The organism is Flavobacterium flavipallidum, assembly GCF_038289905.1.
Classification (GTDB): domain Bacteria; phylum Bacteroidota; class Bacteroidia; order Flavobacteriales; family Flavobacteriaceae; genus Flavobacterium; species Flavobacterium flavipallidum.
Window position 1 is genome coordinate 131,355 of record NZ_JBBYHU010000005.1, and the last position, 22,731, is coordinate 154,085.

The following is a 22,731-nucleotide window of genomic DNA, read 5'->3' on the forward strand; positions in this document are numbered from 1 at the left end:
ATGAAACAAAAAAAACTCCAACATTTCTGTTGGAGTTTCTTGTGGGCGATGAGGGGTTCGAACCCCCGACCCCCTCGGTGTAAACGAGGTGCTCTGAACCAGCTGAGCTAATCGCCCTATTTTAAATAAATCTTTCGATTTGTGGGTAATGAGGGGTTCGAACCCCCGACCCCCTCGGTGTAAACGAGGTGCTCTGAACCAGCTGAGCTAATCACCCTTGTGCTATCATTTCCTGATTGCGACTGCAAAAATACAGTTAGATTTTGTATTTCCAAGCAAAAAAAGAAAATAAATTTACATTTTTTCAAACTTATTTTCTTTATCACTCAAAAACAACTGATTAGACAACATCTCTAACTTCACTTTTTTTTGCAATCACTCGCTGAGAGTAGTATTTTTGTAATCTAATTTAAAATTAAATGGCAAGATTCAAAGAAAATGATTTACCCAAATCAAAAATAACCGCTACTTCGCTAACTAAAGCAAAAATTATTTTTAAATACGCCGGTAACAACAGTTGGAAATTCTATGTTGGACTACTTTTTTTATTATTAACTAGTGTCACCGCCCTAGCCTTTCCTAAATTCATGGGAATGCTTGTAGATTGTGTCAATAAAAAAGACGCTTCTTCAGCCAATCAAATTGCTCTGGGACTAGGATTAGTTTTAATATTACAATCAGTGTTTTCATTTTTCAGATTGTACTTATTTGTCAATTTTACAGAAAATACCTTAGCTAATGTTCGTTTAGCCTTATACACCAATTTGGTTAAACTGCCGATGACTTTCTTCTCTCAAAAAAGAGTTGGCGAACTAAATAGCCGTATCAGTAATGACATCACACAAATTCAGGATACTTTAACGACAACAATTGCTGAATTTCTCCGTCAATTTATATTGATCATCGGAAGTTTTGTAATGTTGGCCAGTATTAATATCAAATTGACCATTATGATGGTTTCTATTGTTCCGTTAGTGGGAGTTGCTGCGGTTCTTTTTGGTCGTTATATTCGAAAATATTCCAAAAAAGTTCAAGATCAGGTTGCCGAAAGTCAGGTGGTAGTTGAAGAAACCATGCAAGGAATTAGCATTGTTAAAGCTTTTGCCAATGAATGGTACGAAATTGCCCGCTACAGAACAAAAATCAAAGAAGTTGTCAAAGTTGCCATCAAAGGCGGACAATTAAGAGGATACTTTGCTTCTTTTATCATCATTTGTTTGTTTGGAACAATTGTAGCAGTTGTTTGGTACGGAGTACAATTAAGTATTGCTGGCGAAATTACCGTTGGTGAACTTTTTACCTTTATTTTATATTCCAGTTATGTGGGTGCTTCTTCAGGTGGAATTGCCGAATTGTATGCTCAGGTTCAAAAAGCGATTGGCGCTACCGAACGTGTATTTGAATTATTGGATGAAAAACCAGAAGAAATCAACGCTGTTGCTCACATTCATAATATAGAAAAAATAAAAGGAGATGTTAGTTTTCAAAATGTAGCCTTTAGCTATCCATCCCGAAAAGAAATTCAGGTTTTAAAAGACGTTAATTTTACTGCCGGATCCGGACAAAAAATTGCCGTTGTAGGACCTAGTGGTGCCGGAAAATCGACTATTGCTTCTTTGTTGTTACGCTTTTATGATACTGACAAAGGAAGCATTCTTATCGATGATAAAAACATTTATGATTATGACCTGGAAAATCTTCGTGGGAATATGAGTATTGTTCCTCAGGATGTAATTTTGTTTGGTGGTACCATCAAAGAAAACATTGCTTATGGAAAACCAAATGCAACCGATGAAGAGATTATTTTGGCGGCCAAACAAGCTAATGCCATTAATTTTATTGAAAGTTTCCCTGAAAAAATGGATACTATTGTGGGAGAAAGAGGAATCAAACTTTCCGGTGGACAAAGACAACGTATTGCCATTGCAAGAGCCTTATTGAAAAACCCAAGTATTTTAATTTTAGACGAAGCTACTTCTTCTTTAGATAGTGAAAGTGAAAAATTAGTTCAGGAAGCTTTAGAGGTTTTAATGGAAGGAAGAACCAGTATTATTATTGCGCACCGTCTTTCAACTATTCGTTCCGCTGACCAAATCTTGGTAATTGATAATGGAGTTATTAGCGAACAAGGAACTCACTCTGAATTAATTAATTTAGAAAACGGAATTTATAAAAACTTAAGCAATTTGCAGTTTAGTCACTCGTAATAAAATAGTTTAAGTTCAAAATATGAGACCTAGAAAATTATACTACGACAAAAGTTTAATTATCGAATTTTTAAAAGAATTAACGATAGTTGAGACATTAGAAAACAATTGGTCAACTAAATATTTTAATACTAAAACCGGACTGTATTGGTTAAAATCTCAAATTAATTCAGAATATCATGGAGGTGGAAATAGCATTTTAATTCAACTACCTGAACCTTCTACCGATGAGTTAATAGAAATTACTCTTTTTTCTATAAATGAAGATGAAGTTATAGCTGCTTCATTAAGACTTCGTGATAACGAACAATATCATGAGATAGATTATAGACAAAAATTAATCGATAAGTTGAACGAAATTGATCTTTATGATCTACATTACTCTGAAAAAAAACGATTAATTAATATAATTGAATATAGTGAATTGGACAGTGAAATAAATCGAAGAAAAATTTTAAATAAACATTTTGATGAAGTTCAAAATGACGCAAACTATTTCAGAAATATCGCAAAACAAGCTGATACAATTTTGAGACGCTTGGACAGAAAGTAATACAAAATAGATCCACATATGACAGAAAATGGAAAAAAAAAGGGATGATTTCAAACCATCCCTTTTTTATTGAATTTATCAGAAATTACTATCTAATTAATTTTCTGTATTTGATACGTTTTGGAGTTAAATCACCACCTAAACGTTTCTTTTTGTTTTCTTCATATTCCGTAAAACTTCCTTCAAAGAAATACACTTCAGAATCTCCTTCAAAAGCTAAGATATGTGTACAAATTCTATCTAAGAACCATCTGTCGTGAGAGATTACCACCGCACAACCTGCAAAATTCTCCAAACCTTCTTCTAAGGCACGTAGCGTATTCACATCTAAATCATTCGTAGGCTCATCCAGTAACAATACGTTACCTTCTTCTTTCAAAGTCATTGCCAGGTGTAAACGGTTACGTTCACCACCGGAAAGCATCGATACTTTCTTATTTTGCTCACCACCACCAAAATTGAAACGCGACAAATAAGCTCTTGAATTCACTTGTTTTCCGCCCATCATAATCAATTCCTGACCATCAGAGAAATTTTCCCAGATTGATTTATTTGGGTCAATATTAGCATGTGATTGATCTACATAAGCGATTTTTACCGTCTCTCCTACTGAAAATTCTCCACTATCAGTATTTTGCTCTCCCATAATCATTTTGAAAATAGTTGACTTACCAGCACCATTTGGCCCAATAATTCCAACAATTCCTGCTTGCGGCAAAGTAAAATTCAAATTATCATATAGTAATTTATCTCCAAAAGCTTTCGCTACATTTTTAGCTTCGATAACATTTGTTCCTAAACGAGGGCCATTAGGGATATAGATCTCTAATTTTTCATCTAGTTGTTTTTGGTCTTCGTTTAATAATTTATCGTAGTTCTGCAAACGTGCTTTTTGTTTGGTTTGACGGCCTTTAGCTCCCTGACGCACCCAGTCCAACTCACGCTCTAATGTTTTTCTTCTTTTAGAAGCTGTTTTTTCTTCTTGCTCTAAGCGTTTTGATTTTTGATCTAACCAAGAAGAATAATTTCCTTTCCATGGAATACCTTCTCCTCTATCTAACTCTAAAATCCATCCCGCTACATTATCAAGGAAATAACGGTCGTGCGTTACTGCAATTACTGTTCCTGAATATTGTGCAAGATGTTGCTCTAACCAAAGTACCGATTCCGCATCCAAGTGGTTGGTAGGCTCATCCAAAAGCAATACATCCGGTTGTTGTAATAACAAGCGACATAATGCTACACGACGGCGCTCTCCACCTGAAAGATTCTTGATAGGTGTATCACCATCTGGAGTACGTAAGGCATCCATTGCGATTTCTAATTTGGTATCGATTTCCCAAGCACCTAATGCGTCAATTTTATCTTGCAAAACTGCTTGACGCTCCATCAACTTATCCATTTTATCCGGATTAGAATAGTTTTCTTCTAAACCAAATAAATCATTGATTTTGTTGTATTCGTCTAAAACCGCCATAGTTTCAGCAGCACCTTCACGAACAATTTCGATTACGGTTTTAGAATCATCTAAGATTGGTTCTTGTTCTAAGTAACCTACTTTATATCCCGGTTGGAAAACCACATCTCCCTGATAGTTTTTATCAATTCCAGCAATGATTTTTAAAAGAGAAGATTTTCCAGAACCGTTTAAACCAAGAATACCAATTTTAGCACCGTAAAAGAAACTCAAGTAAATATTTTTAAGAACCGGCTTATCGGCTCCTTGATAAGTCTTACTCAATTTTTGCATTGAGAAAATTACCTTTTTATCGTCTGACATTTGTATTGTGTTTTTAATTTTAAAAAGAATACAAATATAGAATTATTGCAGAAATAATAAATACATTGAAAGACATTCAGTTTTAATTTTTTTTATTACTATTTCAACTTATATTCTCTATCAGTCAAGGTTTTCATAAAAGCTGCTAAAGCTTTCATTTCTTTAGGAGATAACTCTAATTTATCAGAAGGTAACGTTTGATTTTCTACATTTAAACTAAGACCAACTCCTCCTCCTTTATTATAAAAATCAACAACTTCTTCAAGTGTTGTAAAAACTCCATTATGCATATAAGGTGCTGTAACAGCAACATTTCGCAATGAAGGTGTTTTAAAAGCATTTTTTAACTGAGGCATTTGATATTGAATATACCTGCCTAAATCCGGACTGATTTTCTTTCTCTTTTTATCATCAGGAGTTCCTATCACTTCCTGTTCTGTTTTTTGAAAATTAGGCGGAACAGTTCCGTTAAATAAAGGAATAAAATGACAAGTGGCACATTTAGCTTTTCCAGCAAAAAGATTAAATCCTAATTTTTCTTCGACAGTAAAATCATTCGAATCCCCACGCATAAAGTTATCAAATTTACTATCAAAAGCATTCAATGAACGAATATAACTGGCTAAAGCATTTTGAACTTGCCATTCTTCAATCTTCTTTGATTTTGGAAAGGCTTTTTTAAATAACTGCTGATACTTTTTATCTGTATTTAAAACAACAATTGCTTTAGAAATACTGCCATGCATTTCATCTTTATTCTGAATTACATCTAAACTTTGTTTTTCCAAATCCAATTGCCTCATATCCCAAAATTGAGCGTTTTGCAAAGAAGCGTATGTTAATGTTGGTGTATTTCTACTTAAAAGACTTCCACTTAATGATTGATTAGTTTTCAAGCCATCCGTAAAAGCTTTTTCTGGATTATGACAACTCGAACAGCTACGTGTATTACTATTTGAAAGTGAATTATCATAAAACAATTGCTTACCTAAATCTGCTTTTTCAGTTGAAAATTGATATTCTTCCGAAGGAATAAATGCGTTTACATTAAATGCTTTTTTATCAAATATAGATGTTGCTTCAGGATTAACAACACTATTCCTGTTACTCTTTTCAATTTTATTAATTTTTTGAAAAATAACTAAGTTTTTACTAATCGGATTGAGGAAGTTTTTAATGAAATAAACCCTGTCAAAAGTCTTAAAATCAGTATTTTTTAAACAAAATTTTTCTGCATTATCAATCAAATTTGTTATTTCTTCTTCACACTTAATTGATTGCGGATTATCGAAACTCATTTTTGAAATTAATGTTTTCAAAGATGTCAAACTCACTGCTGCTTCCGGAACAGATTGAAAGGCTATTGGTGAATCAAAACCAGTAATTCCTAATGCTAAAATCCGATTCACTTCCATTTTTGAAGCATCCATAATATGCGAATTGGAAATGCTAATAGCACTAAAATGTTGCTCAATTTGCTTTAAATTTCCATTTAAAATTTTAATTTTTCGAATCAATTCCTCTTTGTTTTCAATTGAACAATTCGGATAAATAAGTTCTTCAATAACCTGAAAGCCATTAGGAGGGAAAAAGGTATTTTCGGCAACTTCCAATTCGTCCAATGCGGGACCATTAATAAATCGAGCCGGATCAGGAGCAAAATATTCTACCGCCCACTCTATTTTTTTATATTCCAAACGTGCCTGATTGAAGGCATGTTGTATTTTTTTTTCATCATTACTTTTTTCAGCAACATTTTCAAAATCTACAACTTTCTGATTTAGTTTTTGAATATTCGAAATCAATTCTTCCTGAATTGTCAAATCAGTATATTTTTTTTCGCATGAGGTAAGTAGCACAATAAATGCTAAGCTTACAACAAGTAATCTGACTTTTATCCAATAATTGGTATGCAATTTCATTTTCTTCTTTAGGTAAATAAAACAAAAAAACAACCCTGTAAAAGGGCTGTTTTTCTATATTCATTAATCAAATATTATCTTTGAACATTTCTAATGATCACAGTTTGACCACCTTCTTTATTAGTGTTAACTTTACTTCCGTCAGCATATTGGAAAGCATCTTTTTGCCAAGTATGAGGGTGGATATTCACTAAAAATGTATTTGGAACACCAATAACATCTGAAATATCTTCCATAGCACCATATTCCCAGCTACCAAACTTCATTACACCTGTTTGGTTGTAATTTGCATTCCAAATAGCATCATCACGTTTGTGGTTCATTGTTAACCAAGGTTTGTTTACCTTAGTAGCAATATTATATTGCCAGATATAAGAATCGTGTTTTGCTGCAGTGTAATAAGAATCACCATCTTCCTGGATGTACACATAATTTTCAGTTACACAAAGGTTATCCGGATTAATAATTCCAGTTCCCGGTGTAGAATCTCCTTCAACTACTAGTTCTAATTTTCCTTTCAACGGATCTTTAGCATCTAAGTTTAATTTATAAACTCTTCCCCACATAGTATATCCATCTACAGGAGCATTGCTTGTAGCTTGTCCTGTTGCTGTGAAATATATTTCGCGATTGTTTTTTGCAGATCCTTTAAGGTAATCTACGTCTTCAACTCTGGAAAAACGAATTGCACCTAAACTGTTTACTGTAGTGTTAATTTCAGCACCTGTTAAATTTTTAGCATTAGGAATTTCTACAAATGAAACATCAAATGAAATACCTACACCCATAGTAGTTTCAACCTGATTTCCATCGTTTCTTTTTAAAGCATATAATTTACCATTGTTTAAATCACCAACTGTATTACTTACATACATAATTACTTGTCCAGCACTAGCATGAGAAGTTCCGTAAGATTGATCTTCACCAATTAAAATAACTGTTTTACCAGGAAAAGCATCTTTAGTCAATGGAACAGCATTTTCCATACTAGCTTTTCCAAGTGCAGGTAAAACTCTGTCTTTTCTGCTTTTATCAGTTGCTAAACCTAGTGGATCAATACCGTGAACCATACTTTCTTCACCACTTTCTCCGGCAGTTAAAAACAAAGGTCCAAAACCATTAAGAGCTGGAGTAGCTAATGTAGCCGAACACAATCTAGTCATACCACCAATTCCATCAACGATATACTCTCCTTTTACTGCTTTTAAAGTTTTATCAAAATAAACTCTGGAAACAGATTGTAAGATTTCGTGGTTAGTTATCATTATATAACCATCACCATTAGGGTCTTTCATAAACCCAGCTCCATCAGGTTGTGCTCCGTAAACGAAACTTGGGGAACCAGATAATACATCTGTACTACTTATCATTGCAGTAATATTCAAATCTTCAAAACCTTCTTTAGCCACAACCAAAGCTGGCTCTACTGAAGCATTGGAAAAATCAATATCTGCATTTGTTTTTTTTGAATCATTTTCATCATTCTGACAGCTGATAACAGCTAAACTTAACAAAGACAAAACCCCTGCTTTTTTTAGGTAATTAAATTTCATAGTTTTTTTTTATTTTTTATTTCTGTCAAAACTATAATCTAAAAACCGAGTGGAGGTTAAGTAATATTATTAAAATAATGACCTTTGAGTTAAGAAAATTCAACAAAAAAAGACTAAAAGTTAAATTAAAGTAAATAACAACAGCTAAGCATTTAGATCCCAAATACTTCATAAAAATTCATAAAAAAAACAGCTATTACTTTTATATAGTAACAGCTGTTTATATTTATTGGAGATTTTATTTAAACCCTACCTTTAAGGGAACTAAAGACCCAGGCAATTGCGAAAAAGCCTATTCCAACTGCAGCAAAACCAATGCCTGAAATTTCACTGTATTTAAAAACGCCAAGGCCTATCAAAATCAATCCCATGATTATCATTATAAAAGTTGCCCATCCCAAGATGGTGTTTTTATTCATTCCCATTTTTGCTTAATTTAGTTTCTGGAATTACAAATATCGATAAATTAAATTTCTAATTAAAAATATGAAATAGCATTTCTTTTAATAAATCACCATTTGATAAAGCATTCGCACCTACTCCTTTACTTTTAACGTCAGTTTCACGAAGCGCAGCTACAATCTGACTTACTTTTCGCATCGGATAATTACGAAGTGCCAAATCGTATTCTTTCAAGAAAAAAGGATTTACCCCCAAAACCGTGGCGACATTTTTGGGATTTTTATCTTTTAATCCGTGGTATTTCAATAATTGGACAAAAAAACTAAAAATCTGTGCATTAATAACCACCATCGGGTTGTCTTTTGGATTATTGGCAAAATGCTCTGCAATAGTGTAAGCTTTTAACTGATTGCGCTCTCCAATGGCTTTTCGCAATTCAAAAACATTAAAATCTTTACTGAAACCGATGTTTTCTTCGATATCTTTTGGACTAATAGTACTTCCTTTAGGTAAAATGATTTGCAATTTTTCCAATTCATTATTAATCTTACTCAAATCGGTACCTAAAAACTCTACCAACATAGCTGATGCCTTAGGCTCAATAGCATATTTTTTACCGGACAACACCCTTTTTATCCAGTCACCTACCTGATTTTCATATAATTTTTTACTCTCGTAAATCAAACCTGTTTTGGCGATATTCTTAGTAACTTTTTTTCGTTTGTCTAAGGTTTTGTATTTGTAGCATAACACCAAAACCGTTGAAGGCATTGGATTTTCGGCATAGGATTCTAACTTATCAATGGTTTTAGTCAAATCCTGCGCTTCTTTTACAATCACCACTTGACGCTCTGCCATCATAGGGTAACGCTTAGCTGTACCTACAATATCTTCTACCGAAACATCACGACCGTACATTACCGTTTGATTAAATCCTTTTTCATCATCAGACAAAATATTTTCTTCAATATATTCTGAAAGCTTATCTATATAATAAGGTTCTTCACCCATCAAAAAATAGATTGGCTTTATATTTCCGGCTTTGATATCATTTACAATTTTTACGACTTCGTCCATTTTTTAGAATACAGATTTTAGATTTCAGATTTCAGATTTGAAAAACTGCTATCTTTAAACTTATTTAATATTTTTGCATCATGCAAAAACTCAATTTCCCTTCTTATACATTTCGTTTCAAAAATAGCGAAAATAAAACGGCTATTTTTGATGAAATCAGGAAAAAATTCATCATTCTGACTCCTGAAGAATGGGTACGCCAACATGTAGTGCGTTTTTTATTGGAAGAAAAACAATACCCAAAATCCCTAATCAATGTTGAAAAAGTACTTTTGGTCAATGGTTTACGAAAAAGATACGATGTTGTGGTTTTTAAACCTGATGGTTCTATTCATATTTTAGTAGAATGTAAAGCTCCAGAAGTTAAAATTACACAACTCACTTTTGACCAAATTGCCCGATATAATATGACAATGAAATCTAATTTTTTGATGGTAAGCAACGGATTGAATCATTATTTTTGCCAAATGGATTATGAAAATGAAAAATATGATTTTCAGCCGGAATTACCTGATTACAAAATTGAAAACAAAAAAATACTTTGAAAAATATAGCCGTTGTTATTCTTAATTGGAATGGAGTACAATTATTGGAGCAATTTTTGCCTTCTGTTGTCCAATATTCTTCTGAAGCTGAAATATATGTTGCTGATAATGCTTCTACTGATGATTCCATTTCTTATGTAAAAGAACATTTTCCTAGCGTGAAAATTGTTGAAAACAAAGGCAACTATGGATTTGCCAAAGGATACAACGAAGCTTTACAACATATTGATGCTGAAATCTATGCCTTAGTGAATTCGGATATTGAAGTAACTGAAAACTGGTTATCCACTATTATAGAAATGTTTGAAAAAGAACCGCAAACAGCTATCATCCAACCTAAATTATTAGATTTTAAAAATAAAGCCTATTTTGAATATGCCGGAGCAGCAGGAGGATTTATTGATAAATATGGTTATCCGTATTGTCGTGGGCGCATTTTTGAAACTATTGAAAAAGATAACGGACAATACAATGATGCCTGTGAAATAAGCTGGGCTTCGGGAGCTTGTTTTTTTATCCGAAGCCAAGTTTACCATGAATTAAAAGGATTTGATGCTGATTTTTTTGCCCATCAGGAAGAAATCGACTTATGCTGGCGCGCTAAAAACAAAGGTTACACTATTAAATACAATCCCAATTCTAAAGTTTATCATGTAGGTGGTGCTACTTTACAGCAAGGAAATCCGAAGAAAACATTTCTAAATTTCCGAAATTCTTTATTAATGTTAGTTAAAAATTTACCGAAAGGACAATTGTTTTTGGTTTTATTTATTCGATTAATACTGGATGGAGTTGCTGGAATACATTTCGTTTCACAAGGAAAATTTATTCATTGTTGGGCCATTTTAAAAGCACATTTTTCTTTTTATCGTTTATTTTCAACAACTTACAACAAGAGAGGAAAATATCAATCAAAAACATACTATAGTCTAAAAAGTATCGTTATCTATTATTACTTAAAGAATGGCAAGGTCTTTGCTAAATAATTTAACAATAATTTATATTTAATTTCCGGACATTAAAATCTAAATTTGTAAAAACTCAAAAACTAATAAAATTTATGAAAAAAGTTGTAATTGCCCTTTCGGTACTCGCTCTTTTAACTTCTTGTGTATCCAAAAAGAAATACGCAGCTTTAGAAGCCAAAAACAAAGAAACTCAGGACTTATTAAACACTGCTACAGTAAAATTAAATTCTTGTCTTGAAGAAAAAGCAGGACTTACTGCTAGAGTTGAAGGTTTAAAAGAACAAAATCAAGGTTTAATCAGTACATCAAAAGATTTAACTATGTTAACAGCTAAAGGAGCTGAAAACTTAGAAAAATCTTTGGAAAGCTTAAAAGAAAAAGATCTTAAAATCTCAAGACTTCAAGACGCTTTAACTAGAAAAGATAGTGTAACCCTTGCAGTTGTTACAAGTTTGAAAAGTGTAGTAGGATTAAACGATGAAGATATCGAAATCAATGTTGAAAAAGGAGTAGTATTTATCTCTATCTCTGATAAAATGTTGTTTAAAACAGGTAGTTATAATGTAACTGACAGAGCAAAAACTGTTTTAGCTAAAGTGGCTAAAGTAGTAAACGATAAACCAGATTTTGAATGTATGGTTGAAGGACATACTGATAATGTTCCTTACATTGGAAACGGAGTTTTATTAGACAACTGGGATTTAAGTGTGAAACGTTCTACTTCAATTATCCGTGTATTAACTAACGAATTAGGTGTTAAACCAGAGCAATTAATTGCAGCAGGTAGAAGTTCATATGTTCCTTTAGTAGCTAACAATTCAGCTGAGAACAGAGCTAAAAACAGAAGAACTCGTATCTTAGTTTTACCTAAAATTGACCAATTCTATGATATGGTTGAAAAAGAAATGAAAAAACAAAAATAATCTGTTTTAGATTTCATCATAAAAAAACGTCCCGAATATATTCAGGACGTTTTTTTTATATTTTAAAATCGCAACTTTGTAATTTTTAATTCTATAAATATTTATTACAAAATATCCAAATCTCCTTTTCCTTCACGAATTACTTCCGGCTCATGACCTGATAAATCAATAATCGTCGACGCCACATTATCACCATATCCGCCATCAATGACCATATCGACTAGATTCTGCCATTTTTCAAAAATCAATTCCGGATCAGTAGTATATTCTACAACATCATCTTCATCACGAATAGACATCGTAACAATTGGATTCCCTAATTGGCGAACAATTTCAAGTGTAATATTGTTAGCAGGCACACGAATACCAACAGTTGTTTTCTTTTTAAATTCCCTTGGCAAATTATTATTTCCAGGTAAAATAAAAGTATAAGGCCCAGGCAAGGCTCTTTTTAAAATTTTAAAAGTCGAAGTATCAATCTGCTTCACATAATCCGAAAGATTACTCAAATCATTACAAATAAAAGAAAATTTTGCTTTTTCTAACTTTACCCCTTTAATCTTAGCAATGCGTTCTAAAGCTCTGGAATTAGTAATATCACATCCCAAACCATATACGGTATCAGTAGGATAAATCACCAAACCGCCATCTCTTAAAACCTTTACAACCTTAGCAATTGCTGCCTCTGAAGGTTTGTCTTCGTATATTTTAATGAACTCTGCCATTTTTAATATTTTTAAATCCTCGTCACTTCGAGTGATTTTTAATAGTAATGCGACAGCCTTACTATTAAAAATTGTATCGAGAAGTATTTTAATATTCTTAAGTTCTCGATACAATTTTTAAAGCGCAATGTTTATTCTTTACAAAAATATTTTTCCAGCTTTAAAAATCACTCGAACTGACGAATTATTATTTACTAAACTTCTTTTTTGCTAAATTAGGTAGTTTATCATACTCTTCATTAATTAGTGCTTCTTTTTTTGCTCTTGACCATTTTTTGATTTTTTTCTCTATATCAATTGCAAAATTTATATCTGTAAATTCACAATAAAAAACTAATTCAACAGGTCTTTTATTTACAGTATAACAATCGGGATAGAACCCCGTTTCGTGTTGAAAAAGCCTTTGCGTTAAATTACTCGTAATCCCAGTATAATATGAATTATCAGAACATTTTAAAATATAAACGTAAGATTGTTTCATAATATTTATCAATTCTTTTCATGTTAAATTTACGAATAACAAATAATATTACTAAAAAAAATCTGAAAATAACTTTATAAACGAAATTTAAAAAGTTCTCGATACATTTTTTGTTCGTCCCGAAGTATCGGGACCACCCAAAAAACACTCGAACTGACGTAAACTGAAGCTAACATTTAAAGACTACCCAATAACTTCCAACTTCGCAAAACGAAGTAATAACTTTTTAATTCCGCCAACTTCAAATTTGATTTCTGCTTTTTTATCAGCACCGGCGCCTTCCAGATTTATTACCTGACCGCGTCCAAAACGCTCGTGCATAACGATATTTCCGGCAGTCAATTGGTTATCAAATAAATTAGTCGCCCCTGATGAAGCCTGAGAGGAAACCGGTTTTAACTTTCTAATTGCAGCTTCCGGTTTAGGCTGATTATCGGTAATGTATTTTGGCGGTGTTGAACTCACTGGTTTTGATAAACGCAATTTTGACTTATCCACATCTCCAAAAATATCCTTATCCACCATTGGTTTAAAACGATAGTTAGTTTCAGCAGGAGTTAGATATTCGAGATATTGTCCGTCAATTTCTTCAATAAAACGAGATGGCTCACTATCGGTCAGTTTTCCCCAACGGTAACGCGATTGCGCATAAGTTAGATATGCCTGATGTTCAGCTCTGGTTAACGCCACATAAAACAAACGGCGTTCTTCTTCCAATTCGGAACGGGTACTCATACTCATGGCAGACGGAAATAAATCTTCCTCCATTCCTACAACAAAAACATGTGGAAATTCCAATCCTTTTGCCAAGTGAATCGTCATCAATGCTACACGATCTTCATCACTGGTATCTTTATCTAAATCAGTAGCCAAAGCCACATCTTCAAGAAATTCAGACAAAGAACCTCTTGCTCCGTCTACTTCTTTTTGACCTTCGGTAAAATCCTTAATACCGTTCAGTAATTCTTCAATATTTTGGATTTTGGCCATTCCTTCAGGAGTTGCATCCTTTTTCAATTCCTGAACCAATCCCGTTTTTTTAGAAACATGATCCGTTAGGTAAAAAGCATCCTGATTTTCATTAATCACCTGAAAACTTTGAATCATGGTCACAAAATCCTGTAATTTTTGTTTGGTACCTGAATTCAATTTCAAATCAATGCGATCAATATTTTGCATTATTTCAAAAATTGATCTTTTATAATGATTTGCAGCAACAGTCAACTTCTCAATAGTCGTATCCCCTATACCACGTGCCGGATAATTAATCACACGTACTAAGGCCTCTTCGTCTTTTGGATTGATTACCAAACGTAGGTAACATAAAACATCTTTAATCTCTTTTCTTTGGTAAAATGACAAACCTCCGTAAATACGATATGGAATATCTCTTTTTCGTAAAGCATCCTCCATGGCACGAGATTGTGCATTGGTACGATATAAAATAGCAAAATGTCCGTTATTTAGCTGATGTTGCATTTTTTGTTCAAAAATGGTACTGGCCACAAAACGACCTTCTTCGGCATCAGTCAAACTACGATGTACTTTTATTTTTGGTCCAAAATCATTAGCAGTCCAAACTACTTTATCCAATTTGGTTTTATTGTGATCCATCACCGTATTGGCAGCTTCCACAATATTTCGGGTCGAACGGTAATTTTGCTCCAATCTGTAGGTTTGAACTCCCTGATAATCTTTTTGAAAGTTCAAAATATTATTAATATTCGCACCACGAAATGCATAAATACTCTGCGCATCATCACCTACCACACAAATATTCTGAAATTTATCCGACAAAGCACGTACAATCAAATATTGTGAATGGTTCGTATCCTGGTACTCATCAACTAATATATATCGGAAACGATTTTGATAACGGGCTAAAACTTCAGGAAAACGAGTCAGTAATTCATTCGTTTTCAATAATAAATCATCAAAATCCATCGCACCTGATTTAAAACAGCGATCTACATAAGCCTGATAAATTTCGCCCATTCGCGGTCTTTTAGCCATAGCATCAGCCTCCTGTAAATCAGGATCATTAAAATAGGCTTTTACGGTAATCAAACTATTTTTGAAAGACGATATACGTCCTAAAATTTGTTTGGGTTTGTATATATCCTTATCCAATTGCATTTCTTTGATAATTCCTGAAATAGCACGAAGTGAATCCTGAGAGTCATAAATCGTAAAATTGGAAGGATAGCCTAATTTATCTGCTTCCGAACGCAAAATTTTAGCAAAAATGGAATGAAAAGTCCCCATCCAAAGGTTTTTTGCTTCACTTGCACCAACAATATCAGCAATACGATTTTTCATCTCACGAGCTGCTTTATTGGTAAAAGTCAGTGACAAAATATTAAAAGCATCCACACCCTGATGCATCAAATATGCAATTCTCAAGGTTAATACACGGGTTTTTCCTGAACCTGCACCCGCAATAATAATCATTGGACCTTCTTTTTGCAAAACAGGTTCGCGCTGTGCTTCGTTAAGTTGGGAGATATATTGTTGCATTCTATTTATCAGTTTGTGCAAAAATAAGTATTTAAGAATTAATTATCGTAGCATTGATTCATACTAATTCCCAACAAAAATTATATTTTTGCTATCAAAATTTATAAAAAATGAATCCAATCAATTTCGTGGAAATATTTGCTTATACCATTCCTTCAATAATTACAGGCGGAGTTGCCTATTTATTATTCAAAGCTCATTTTAAAGACCAACAAAACACCCGACGCTGGTTGTTGCAAAAAGAAAATCAAAAAGCAGCTTTACCCTTGCGCTTACAGGCTTATGAAAGAATGACTCTGTTGATGGAACGCATTCATCCTTCTCAATTGATGGTTAGGATTACGCCGATATCAAAAGGCAAACATGATTATGAAAATTTTATCATTGCACATATTGAACAGGAATTTGAACACAATATTGCACAACAAATTTATATAAGCGACGAATGTTGGACTATCATTTTAGCGGCTAAAAATGCAACCATTCAAATTATTAGATCGGCAGCAAAAAATGAAAAAGTTACTAATGCTGATGAATTACGGACTTTTATAATAAGTGAAGTAATAGAAAAAAACGCACCAAGTAACTCAGCTATAGTATTTATTAAAAATGAAGTTGCTGATTTATGGTAACTCATTTTTGAATTTCCAAGGCTTCACTTTTTCGCTTAGCATATTGAAAACCTTCCTCCCACCATTGAGTCATTTTTACTTTATTAAAAATCAAAGCATTATTGGTTAAATCAATGGGAGTGTAATACATATTGAGTTTTACATTATTATGAGAAGCTGATAATGTTCCTATAAGTATGTCATGTTTTTCAATTTGATCTAATTCAATTTGGAACAAATCAATCAATAAAGAAAAAGGATTTTTTCCAATAGCTACTCTGGGAGTTGATTTTTCTGTTTCTAATATTATCACATCTATTTCGGTTGCTCCTCTTTGTATAGCCTCCTGAATAGGTACTAAACTTGAAAATCCACCATCAGCATAATCGTATCCTTTGACGTTCACAATACTCATAAAAGGAATATAATTGCTGGAAATCCAAATCCAGTCACAAAATTCATCGTATGTACAATCTTTAATCGATTTGTATTCGGCCTGATTATTCGTCAGATTAGTAACCGTAACTACAATATTGGTTGCCTGAGCTTTTAAACGATTAAATTCTTCTATGGGTAAATTTTTCTTAATGTAAGAACGCAATTTTTTGCTTTCGCCAAAGGTTCTTTTCCCTTTAAAAAACTGCAATAACACATTGAAGTGATTGATACTTACTACATCGATTCCATTTTTTTTTCGGACGATAAACGGATTGATATTGAATATTTTTTTCATATTCACATTGGTATAAATACGATGTATTTTTTCAATATTTCCCAGAGCCAAATGAGGAATCAATAAACTTCCTGTAGAAGTCCCTATGAATAAATCGTATTTAACTTTTTTGTTTTCCAATAGAAATTGTGCTACACCGCCTGCAAAAGCGCCTTTGCTTCCTCCTCCTGAAATAACCAATGCCCGCATATCTTTTAATTTAGTAATCTATTCAGTTGAAATTGTTCTTTCTCGCTCAAATTAGGTAAAATTCGAATAAAAGCTGTCCTGTATTCCTGATTTTTCAATAATGTTCGAATGGTGTCACGACCAAATTTAGAAAACTGCCACATATGATGGGTTGTTGCTTTAACTAAATTAGTCAAAACTGCGTCGTTAATAATTTTAAAACCTAAAAGATTTTCTAAAGCATTTTGTCGGGTTGTAGCTTCATATTTCTCCGAAGAATAAGCTATCAACTCAGTAGTTATAGCCTCTCTGTCGCACTGATATTCTGGTGTCATCAAGACTAACGACAACCATAATGTACGTAAATTGAAATCATTGAAACCCATCCATTTTTTAGATTTCTCTAAATATTCTAAACGTTTATTTGGAAAATTTCTCCATAAATACAACAAAGCAATTTCCTGAGTTTGATACGAATCATCATCCAAGAGACTTTCATAAGAAGTTCTGAACTCTTCAGGAATTTTCGGTAAATTATAAGCTACAGCCTGGCGAAGCTGAAGATTGTTACTATCTAAAGCCAATTCTAATAAATCTTTTTTGGCCTCGAAATTCTCATTCCTGAGTTGGTTAATTACCATCTCTTTTAAGGAATAATGAGCATCAGACATGAGAATCATTTTGAAAAAACCTTTTTTGCTTGCTAAAGGTTCAGACTTTCTTTTGTTAACTTCCAACATCAACTTGGTTATTTTATTTTTAGAAAGTAAGTTATTGACTTTAGGTGTATTAATTACAGTTGATTCCAGCCATTCTTTAGTAAATGAATCCGTATCAAAATCACTTACTTTTCGAACTTCCGCTAAAAAATCATCTGTAGAAACATTTTTAAAAGCATATTTTTTCAAGTAGTTTTTAATCAGTTTTTTGAATTTTCTGTCTCCAATTTCCTGATGCAACACAAACAAAGCCCAGGCTCCTTTTTGATAATACGTAAGAGAACTGGCTTTATCACTCAAAATAGAAATAGTATCTGTTCTGGATGCAAATTTTATCTGCTGAATAGATTCATACATTTTAGCATAAAAATAGTCTTCTCCATAAATCGATTTCTCCGCCAATAAGGCATAATAAGTAGCAAATCCTTCCTGCAACCAATGATGTTTTCCACTGCTAGCCGTCACCAAATCTCCAAACCATTGATGAGCCAATTCATGAGCATCTACATTAGTGTAATTTCTATCTACATATCCAATCGAATCTACTACATATCGAGTAGCAAACAAAGTTGCTGAAGTATTTTCCATACCTGCATATAAAAAATCACGCACAGGTACTTGTTTATACACTTTCCATGGATATTTTACACCTATTTCTTTTTCAAGAAAATCAAAAATTCTTTTTGAATAACGATAGGTTGGCTCAAATTGGGAACTGTCTTTTGGCTCAAAATACAACTCTAACGGAACCTTGCTTTTGGACAATATTGTCTTTTTATCAAACCTTCCGATACCCAGCATTAATAGATAAGAACTCATTGGTTTATCCATTTGATATGTCCAAATAGTTCTGTTATCAATATTGTTTTTTTGCTTTAAAACACCACTACTAATGACTTGATAATTAGAATTAAAAGAAATTTCAAGATTAAAAACAACTTTCTCATTTACATCATCAAAACTGGGAAACCAATGGCTGGTGTATTTCCCTTGTCCCTGTGTCCATATTTGCAAATCATTTTCTTTTTCTGAACCAGTAAAATACAAAGTTTGCTTAGGTGTAGCCTTATATTCAAAACTAATTTGGTTTTTCCCTTTTTGAAACGGATAAACAATTAGCAACTGCTTTCCAGAATTAACAAAAGCTACTTTGTTATGATTTAGTTCTATTACCGAAATTTGCATGTTTTGTGCATCAATCTTCAAAGTATCCACCGGCTTTAAAACAGTAAATGCATAATCAACTTTGCCGGAAATTGATTTCTCAACAGTATTTAATTGTAAATGAGCTACAACTGAAGTAAAATCAATATTTTTTGTTTGTTGTCCAAAAACGAAAGCGGAAAGAAAAAGAAAAAAATATTTCATCAAATAAATTAATTGGGCCAGAATTTCAAAGTTACAAAGGTTTAACCAACAAATTGACCTATTTTTGTAGGTTTAGCTCTTAAAGTTTTAATAAAAATAAATTGAAAAAAGCCCTATTTAATTGGAGCAGCGGAAAAGATTCAGCATTAGCCCTATATAAAATCCGTCAAAATCCTGAATTCACAATTGACTGTCTTTTAACCAGTGTCAACCAACAATACCAACGTATTTCGATGCATGGTGTTCGAAAAGAATTATTAGAACAACAAGCACAAAGCATTGGCATTCCTTTAGAAATTATGCAAATTCCGGAAATGCCTTCAATGGAGGTTTACGAAAATGTAATGCAGCAAACTTTAGATAAACTAAAAGAAAAAGGCATTACACATTCGGTTTTTGGGGATATTTTTCTGGAAGATTTACGCCAATACAGAGAAGACAAGTTGGCAACAATTGGATTTGAAGCAGTTTTCCCAATTTGGAAAATCCCAACCAAAAATTTGATTCAGGAATTTATTGCTTTGGGTTTCAAAACCATTGTCGTTTGTGTGAACGAACGCTATTTAGATCAAAGTTTCGTTGGAAGAATAATTGACCAACAATTCATAGATGATTTGCCGGAAAATGTGGATGTATGTGGAGAGAATGGCGAATTTCACACCTTCTGTTTCGACGGACCTATTTATAAAAACCCAATTGAATTTGAAATTGGAGAAACAGTTTACCGAAAATATGAAAAACCAAAACAGGATTCCAGCAATACCGCTTGTGACACTAATGATTCAACGGCTTATGATTATGGATTTTGGTATTGTGATTTACTACCAAAAAAACAATAAAAAAAATCCAAATTCCAATTATCACTCTTAATTTCTCGAAGTGTTGTTGGAATTTGGATTTTAATTTTTGTAATTTTTGACTACAATTTCTTAGCGTGTTTTACTTTTTGATCGGTAATAGCAATAGCCAAAACTTCGCTCATTTCTTTTACATAATGAAAAGTAACACCGCTTAAATATTCCTGTTTAATTTCATCTACATCACTTTTATTTTCATGACATAAGATGATTTCTTTGATATTAGCCCTTTTAGCAGCCAGGATTTTTTCTTTTATTCCACCTACAGGCAATACCTTACCTCTTAGCGTAATTTCACCTGTCATCGCAATGTGTTTTTTAACTCTTTTTTGCGTCAACAAAGACACTAAAGAAGTCAACATGGCAATACCTGCACTTGGACCATCTTTAGGCGTTGCTCCTTCCGGCACATGCAAGTGAATATTATATTTATTTAACACTTCTGTACTCAAACCTAATTGCTCCGCATTGGCTTTAATATATTCTAAAGCAATCGTTGCCGATTCTTTCATCACATTACCTAAATTTCCGGTAATACTCATACTTCCTTTTCCAGGAGATAATAACGACTCAATAAAAAGAATATCACCTCCTACACTTGTCCAAGCTAAACCTGTAACCACTCCGGCCACATCATTATTCTCATATTTATCGCGTTCTAATCTTGGTACACCCAAAACTTTCACAATATCTTCATCGGTAACTTTCTTATTATACTCTTCCTCCATTGCTACTGATTTAGCAGCGTTACGGATTACCTGAGCAATTTTAGCCTCTAAACCACGAACACCAGACTCGCGTGTATAGCCTTCGATGATTTTTTCCAATTGCTTTTTACCAATGGTCAAATCTTTTGAAGTTAATCCATGTTCTTTTAACTGACGTGGAAACAAATGCTGTTTGGCAATTTCGACTTTTTCCTCAATCGTATAACCAGACATTTTGATGATTTCCATTCTGTCACGTAAAGCCGGCTGGATAGCCCCCATATTATTTGAAGTAGCAATAAACATCACCTTAGACAAATCATAACCTAATTCTACAAAATTATCATAGAAAGCATTGTTTTGCTCCGGATCTAAAACCTCCAACAAAGCTGATGAAGGATCTCCGTGATTACTATTTGATAATTTATCAATTTCATCCAACACAAAAACCGGATTTGAAGTTCCAGCCTTTTTCAAACTCTGAATAATTCTTCCAGGCATCGCACCAATATAGGTTTTTCGATGTCCTCGAATTTCAGCTTCGTCTCGTAATCCTCCTAAAGAAATACGAACATATTCTCTACCTAAAGCTTCAGCAACAGAACGACCAATGGAGGTCTTACCCACTCCTGGAGGTCCTGTCAAACAAATAATTGGCGATTTCATGTCATTTCTCAACTTCAAAACAGCCAAGTGCTCAATCATTCTTTTCTTCACTTCTTCTAAACCAAAATGATCTCTGTCCAGAATTTTTTGAGCATTTTTTAAATCAAAATTATCTTTAGAATATTCATTCCATGGCAAATCCAACAGCAGTTCTAAATAGTTTCTTTGAATACTGAAATCAGGAGCCTGAGGATTCATTCGACGCATTTTTGTCAATTCTTTTTCAAAAATTTGCTGCGTTTTATCGTCCCATTTTTTCTCTCTGGATTTCACTAACATATCGTCCATTTCCTCTTCCTGACTAGAACCTCCTAATTCTTCTTGGATGGTTTTCATCTGTTGGTGAAGAAAATATTCTCTTTGTTGCTGATCTAAATCAAAACGAACTTTGGATTGAATATCATTTTTAAGTTCCAGTTTCTGCAACTCAATATTCATGTATTTCAAAGTTTCTAAAGCCCTATCTTTTAAATCATTTATAGCTAATAAATCTTGTTTTTCTTTAACAGATAAATTCATGTTAGAAGTAACAAAATTGATTAGGAACGATTGACTTTCAATATTTTTAATTGCAAAAGTGGCTTCGCTTGGAATATTAGGACTTACTTTAATAATTTGAATAGCCAATTCTTTGATAGAATCCAAAATAGCTACAAATTCAGTATCATCACTTTCAGGTCTATCTTCAGCAAAATCTTTAATCACAGCCTGTAAATAAGGTTCTTCTGTGGTAATTGATTCAATTTCAAAACGTTTTTTTCCTTGTAGAATTACCGTTGTAGTTCCATCAGGCATTTTAAGTACTCGTAAAATACGAGCCACCGTTCCTATAGAATTAATATCTTCCTTCGTTGGATCTTCAATATCTTCATTCTTTTGAGCTACAACACCGATTATTTTCCCATCAGCATTTGCATCATCAATTAATTTTATTGATTTATCTCTTCCTGCTGTAATAGGAATAACAACTCCCGGAAATAAAACCATATTTCGCAAAGGAAGAATAGGTAAAGATTCAGGTAACTGCTCTTTATTCATTTCTTCTTCATCCTCTGGTGTCAATAATGGAATTAATTCTGCTTCCGAATCAAATTCTTGTTGTGACAAATTGTCAAGTGTAAGTATTTTATGTTTTGACATAGTAAAATTTAAGTCTTTTTGTCATTAAAATATAAAAAAGTGTTACCGTTCAAACAATAAAGTATGTTTTTAAAATATTGAAAATCAACAACAACACTACTATTCGCTT

General features: G+C 33.0%; 18 protein-coding genes and 2 tRNA genes. 7 read left to right on the forward strand and 13 right to left on the reverse strand.

Translation table 11 applies throughout. The features are described 5' to 3' along the window. Window positions 1–42 precede the first annotated feature (42 nt). Window positions 43–117, reverse strand: a tRNA-Val gene (locus tag AAEO59_RS04460). A 25-nt stretch (window positions 118–142) separates the two neighbouring features. Continuing rightward, window positions 143–217: transfer RNA gene (locus AAEO59_RS04465), tRNA-Val, on the reverse strand. A gap of 202 nt (window positions 218–419) precedes the next feature. Between AAEO59_RS04465 and AAEO59_RS04470 the strand changes: the two genes are divergently transcribed. Then, on the forward strand, window positions 420–2,207 hold the full coding sequence (locus AAEO59_RS04470; RefSeq protein WP_341699538.1) for an ABC transporter ATP-binding protein: 1,788 nt from the start codon (window positions 420–422) through the stop codon (window positions 2,205–2,207). A 22-nt stretch (window positions 2,208–2,229) separates the two neighbouring features. After that, window positions 2,230–2,760, forward strand: coding sequence for a hypothetical protein (locus tag AAEO59_RS04475; RefSeq protein ID WP_341699539.1), 531 nt, complete (start codon window positions 2,230–2,232; stop codon window positions 2,758–2,760). 88 nt (window positions 2,761–2,848) lie between these two features. Here AAEO59_RS04475 and ettA read toward each other — a convergent pair whose 3' ends face one another. The 5 genes from ettA to holA all read right to left on the reverse strand — a co-directional run bounded on the left by ettA (window position 2,849) and on the right by holA (window position 9,494). Further along, complete coding sequence (gene ettA / locus AAEO59_RS04480; RefSeq protein ID WP_341699540.1) at window positions 2,849–4,540, reverse strand: energy-dependent translational throttle protein EttA; 1,692 nt, start codon at window positions 4,538–4,540, stop codon at window positions 2,849–2,851. Between the two features lie 98 nt (window positions 4,541–4,638). Beyond that, window positions 4,639–5,970: a cytochrome-c peroxidase gene (locus AAEO59_RS04485; protein WP_407934918.1), complete on the reverse strand. Its 1,332-nt coding sequence runs from the start codon at window positions 5,968–5,970 to the stop codon at window positions 4,639–4,641. Window positions 5,971–6,536: 566 nt separating this feature from the next. Next, on the reverse strand, window positions 6,537–8,015 hold the full coding sequence (locus AAEO59_RS04490; RefSeq protein ID WP_341699542.1) for a PhoX family protein: 1,479 nt from the start codon (window positions 8,013–8,015) through the stop codon (window positions 6,537–6,539). 242 nt (window positions 8,016–8,257) lie between these two features. Continuing rightward, a complete protein-coding gene (locus AAEO59_RS04495) occupies window positions 8,258–8,434 on the reverse strand; it encodes a CAL67264 family membrane protein (RefSeq protein ID WP_341699563.1) in 177 nt (58 codons plus the stop codon). 55 nt (window positions 8,435–8,489) lie between these two features. Then, window positions 8,490–9,494, reverse strand: coding sequence for a DNA polymerase III subunit delta (gene holA, locus AAEO59_RS04500; RefSeq protein ID WP_341699543.1), 1,005 nt, complete (start codon window positions 9,492–9,494; stop codon window positions 8,490–8,492). Window positions 9,495–9,574: 80 nt separating this feature from the next. Here holA and AAEO59_RS04505 point away from each other — a divergent pair, with 80 nt between their 5' ends. The 3 genes from AAEO59_RS04505 (at window position 9,575) to AAEO59_RS04515 (ending at window position 11,930) form a co-directional block, all read left to right on the forward strand. Beyond that, entirely contained in the window at window positions 9,575–10,039 is a 465-nt protein-coding gene (locus AAEO59_RS04505; RefSeq protein WP_341699544.1) for a type I restriction enzyme HsdR N-terminal domain-containing protein, read from the forward strand. Further along, on the forward strand, window positions 10,036–11,025 hold the full coding sequence (locus AAEO59_RS04510) for a glycosyltransferase family 2 protein (RefSeq protein ID WP_341699545.1): 990 nt from the start codon (window positions 10,036–10,038) through the stop codon (window positions 11,023–11,025). Before AAEO59_RS04505 ends, AAEO59_RS04510 begins: the two co-directional genes overlap by 4 nt. 74 nt (window positions 11,026–11,099) lie before the next feature. After that, window positions 11,100–11,930 (forward strand): OmpA/MotB family protein, encoded by an 831-nt coding sequence (locus AAEO59_RS04515; protein ID WP_341699546.1) that lies wholly within the window; start codon window positions 11,100–11,102, stop codon window positions 11,928–11,930. A 104-nt stretch (window positions 11,931–12,034) separates the two neighbouring features. On the opposite strand, the gene AAEO59_RS04520 is transcribed toward AAEO59_RS04515, so the two are convergent. The 3 genes from AAEO59_RS04520 to AAEO59_RS04530 all read right to left on the reverse strand — a co-directional run bounded on the left by AAEO59_RS04520 (window position 12,035) and on the right by AAEO59_RS04530 (window position 15,653). Continuing rightward, window positions 12,035–12,655 (reverse strand): L-threonylcarbamoyladenylate synthase, encoded by a 621-nt coding sequence (locus AAEO59_RS04520; protein ID WP_341699547.1) that lies wholly within the window; start codon window positions 12,653–12,655, stop codon window positions 12,035–12,037. 187 nt (window positions 12,656–12,842) lie between these two features. After that, on the reverse strand, window positions 12,843–13,136 hold the full coding sequence (locus tag AAEO59_RS04525) for a GIY-YIG nuclease family protein (protein ID WP_341699548.1): 294 nt from the start codon (window positions 13,134–13,136) through the stop codon (window positions 12,843–12,845). Window positions 13,137–13,319: 183 nt separating this feature from the next. Beyond that, entirely contained in the window at window positions 13,320–15,653 is a 2,334-nt protein-coding gene (locus tag AAEO59_RS04530; RefSeq protein ID WP_341699549.1) for an ATP-dependent helicase, read from the reverse strand. A 110-nt stretch (window positions 15,654–15,763) separates the two neighbouring features. Between AAEO59_RS04530 and AAEO59_RS04535 the strand changes: the two genes are divergently transcribed. Further along, window positions 15,764–16,285: a DUF7935 family protein gene (locus AAEO59_RS04535; protein ID WP_341699550.1), complete on the forward strand. Its 522-nt coding sequence runs from the start codon at window positions 15,764–15,766 to the stop codon at window positions 16,283–16,285. Between the two features lies 1 nt (window position 16,286). On the opposite strand, the gene AAEO59_RS04540 is transcribed toward AAEO59_RS04535, so the two are convergent. Then, window positions 16,287–17,186, reverse strand: coding sequence for a patatin-like phospholipase family protein (locus tag AAEO59_RS04540; protein ID WP_341699551.1), 900 nt, complete (start codon window positions 17,184–17,186; stop codon window positions 16,287–16,289). Between the two features lie 5 nt (window positions 17,187–17,191). After that, on the reverse strand, window positions 17,192–19,252 hold the full coding sequence (locus tag AAEO59_RS04545) for a M1 family metallopeptidase (RefSeq protein WP_341699552.1): 2,061 nt from the start codon (window positions 19,250–19,252) through the stop codon (window positions 17,192–17,194). 101 nt (window positions 19,253–19,353) lie between these two features. On the opposite strand from AAEO59_RS04545, the gene AAEO59_RS04550 reads away from it, so the two are divergent. After that, complete coding sequence (locus AAEO59_RS04550; RefSeq protein ID WP_341699553.1) at window positions 19,354–20,091, forward strand: Dph6-related ATP pyrophosphatase; 738 nt, start codon at window positions 19,354–19,356, stop codon at window positions 20,089–20,091. Window positions 20,092–20,171: 80 nt separating this feature from the next. Here the strand turns inward: AAEO59_RS04550 and lon are convergent, their stop codons facing one another. Beyond that, complete coding sequence (gene lon, locus AAEO59_RS04555; protein ID WP_341699554.1) at window positions 20,172–22,622, reverse strand: endopeptidase La; 2,451 nt, start codon at window positions 22,620–22,622, stop codon at window positions 20,172–20,174. Window positions 22,623–22,731: the final 109 nt, after the last annotated feature.

Coding starts and splice junctions, on each gene's coding strand:
- AAEO59_RS04470 (WP_341699538.1), top strand. CDS start 420: ATGGCAAGATTCAAAGAAAATGATTTACCCAAATCAAAAATAACCGCT.
- AAEO59_RS04475 (WP_341699539.1), top strand. CDS start 2,230: ATGAGACCTAGAAAATTATACTACGACAAAAGTTTAATTATCGAATTT.
- ettA (WP_341699540.1), bottom strand. CDS start 4,540: ATGTCAGACGATAAAAAGGTAATTTTCTCAATGCAAAAATTGAGTAAG.
- AAEO59_RS04485 (WP_407934918.1), bottom strand. CDS start 5,970: ATGGATGCTTCAAAAATGGAAGTGAATCGGATTTTAGCATTAGGAATT.
- AAEO59_RS04490 (WP_341699542.1), bottom strand. CDS start 8,015: ATGAAATTTAATTACCTAAAAAAAGCAGGGGTTTTGTCTTTGTTAAGT.
- AAEO59_RS04495 (WP_341699563.1), bottom strand. CDS start 8,434: ATGAATAAAAACACCATCTTGGGATGGGCAACTTTTATAATGATAATC.
- holA (WP_341699543.1), bottom strand. CDS start 9,494: ATGGACGAAGTCGTAAAAATTGTAAATGATATCAAAGCCGGAAATATA.
- AAEO59_RS04505 (WP_341699544.1), top strand. CDS start 9,575: ATGCAAAAACTCAATTTCCCTTCTTATACATTTCGTTTCAAAAATAGC.
- AAEO59_RS04515 (WP_341699546.1), top strand. CDS start 11,100: ATGAAAAAAGTTGTAATTGCCCTTTCGGTACTCGCTCTTTTAACTTCT.
- AAEO59_RS04520 (WP_341699547.1), bottom strand. CDS start 12,655: ATGGCAGAGTTCATTAAAATATACGAAGACAAACCTTCAGAGGCAGCA.
- AAEO59_RS04525 (WP_341699548.1), bottom strand. CDS start 13,136: ATGAAACAATCTTACGTTTATATTTTAAAATGTTCTGATAATTCATAT.
- AAEO59_RS04530 (WP_341699549.1), bottom strand. CDS start 15,653: ATGCAACAATATATCTCCCAACTTAACGAAGCACAGCGCGAACCTGTT.
- AAEO59_RS04535 (WP_341699550.1), top strand. CDS start 15,764: ATGAATCCAATCAATTTCGTGGAAATATTTGCTTATACCATTCCTTCA.
- AAEO59_RS04540 (WP_341699551.1), bottom strand. CDS start 17,186: ATGCGGGCATTGGTTATTTCAGGAGGAGGAAGCAAAGGCGCTTTTGCA.
- AAEO59_RS04545 (WP_341699552.1), bottom strand. CDS start 19,252: ATGAAATATTTTTTTCTTTTTCTTTCCGCTTTCGTTTTTGGACAACAA.
- lon (WP_341699554.1), bottom strand. CDS start 22,622: ATGTCAAAACATAAAATACTTACACTTGACAATTTGTCACAACAAGAA.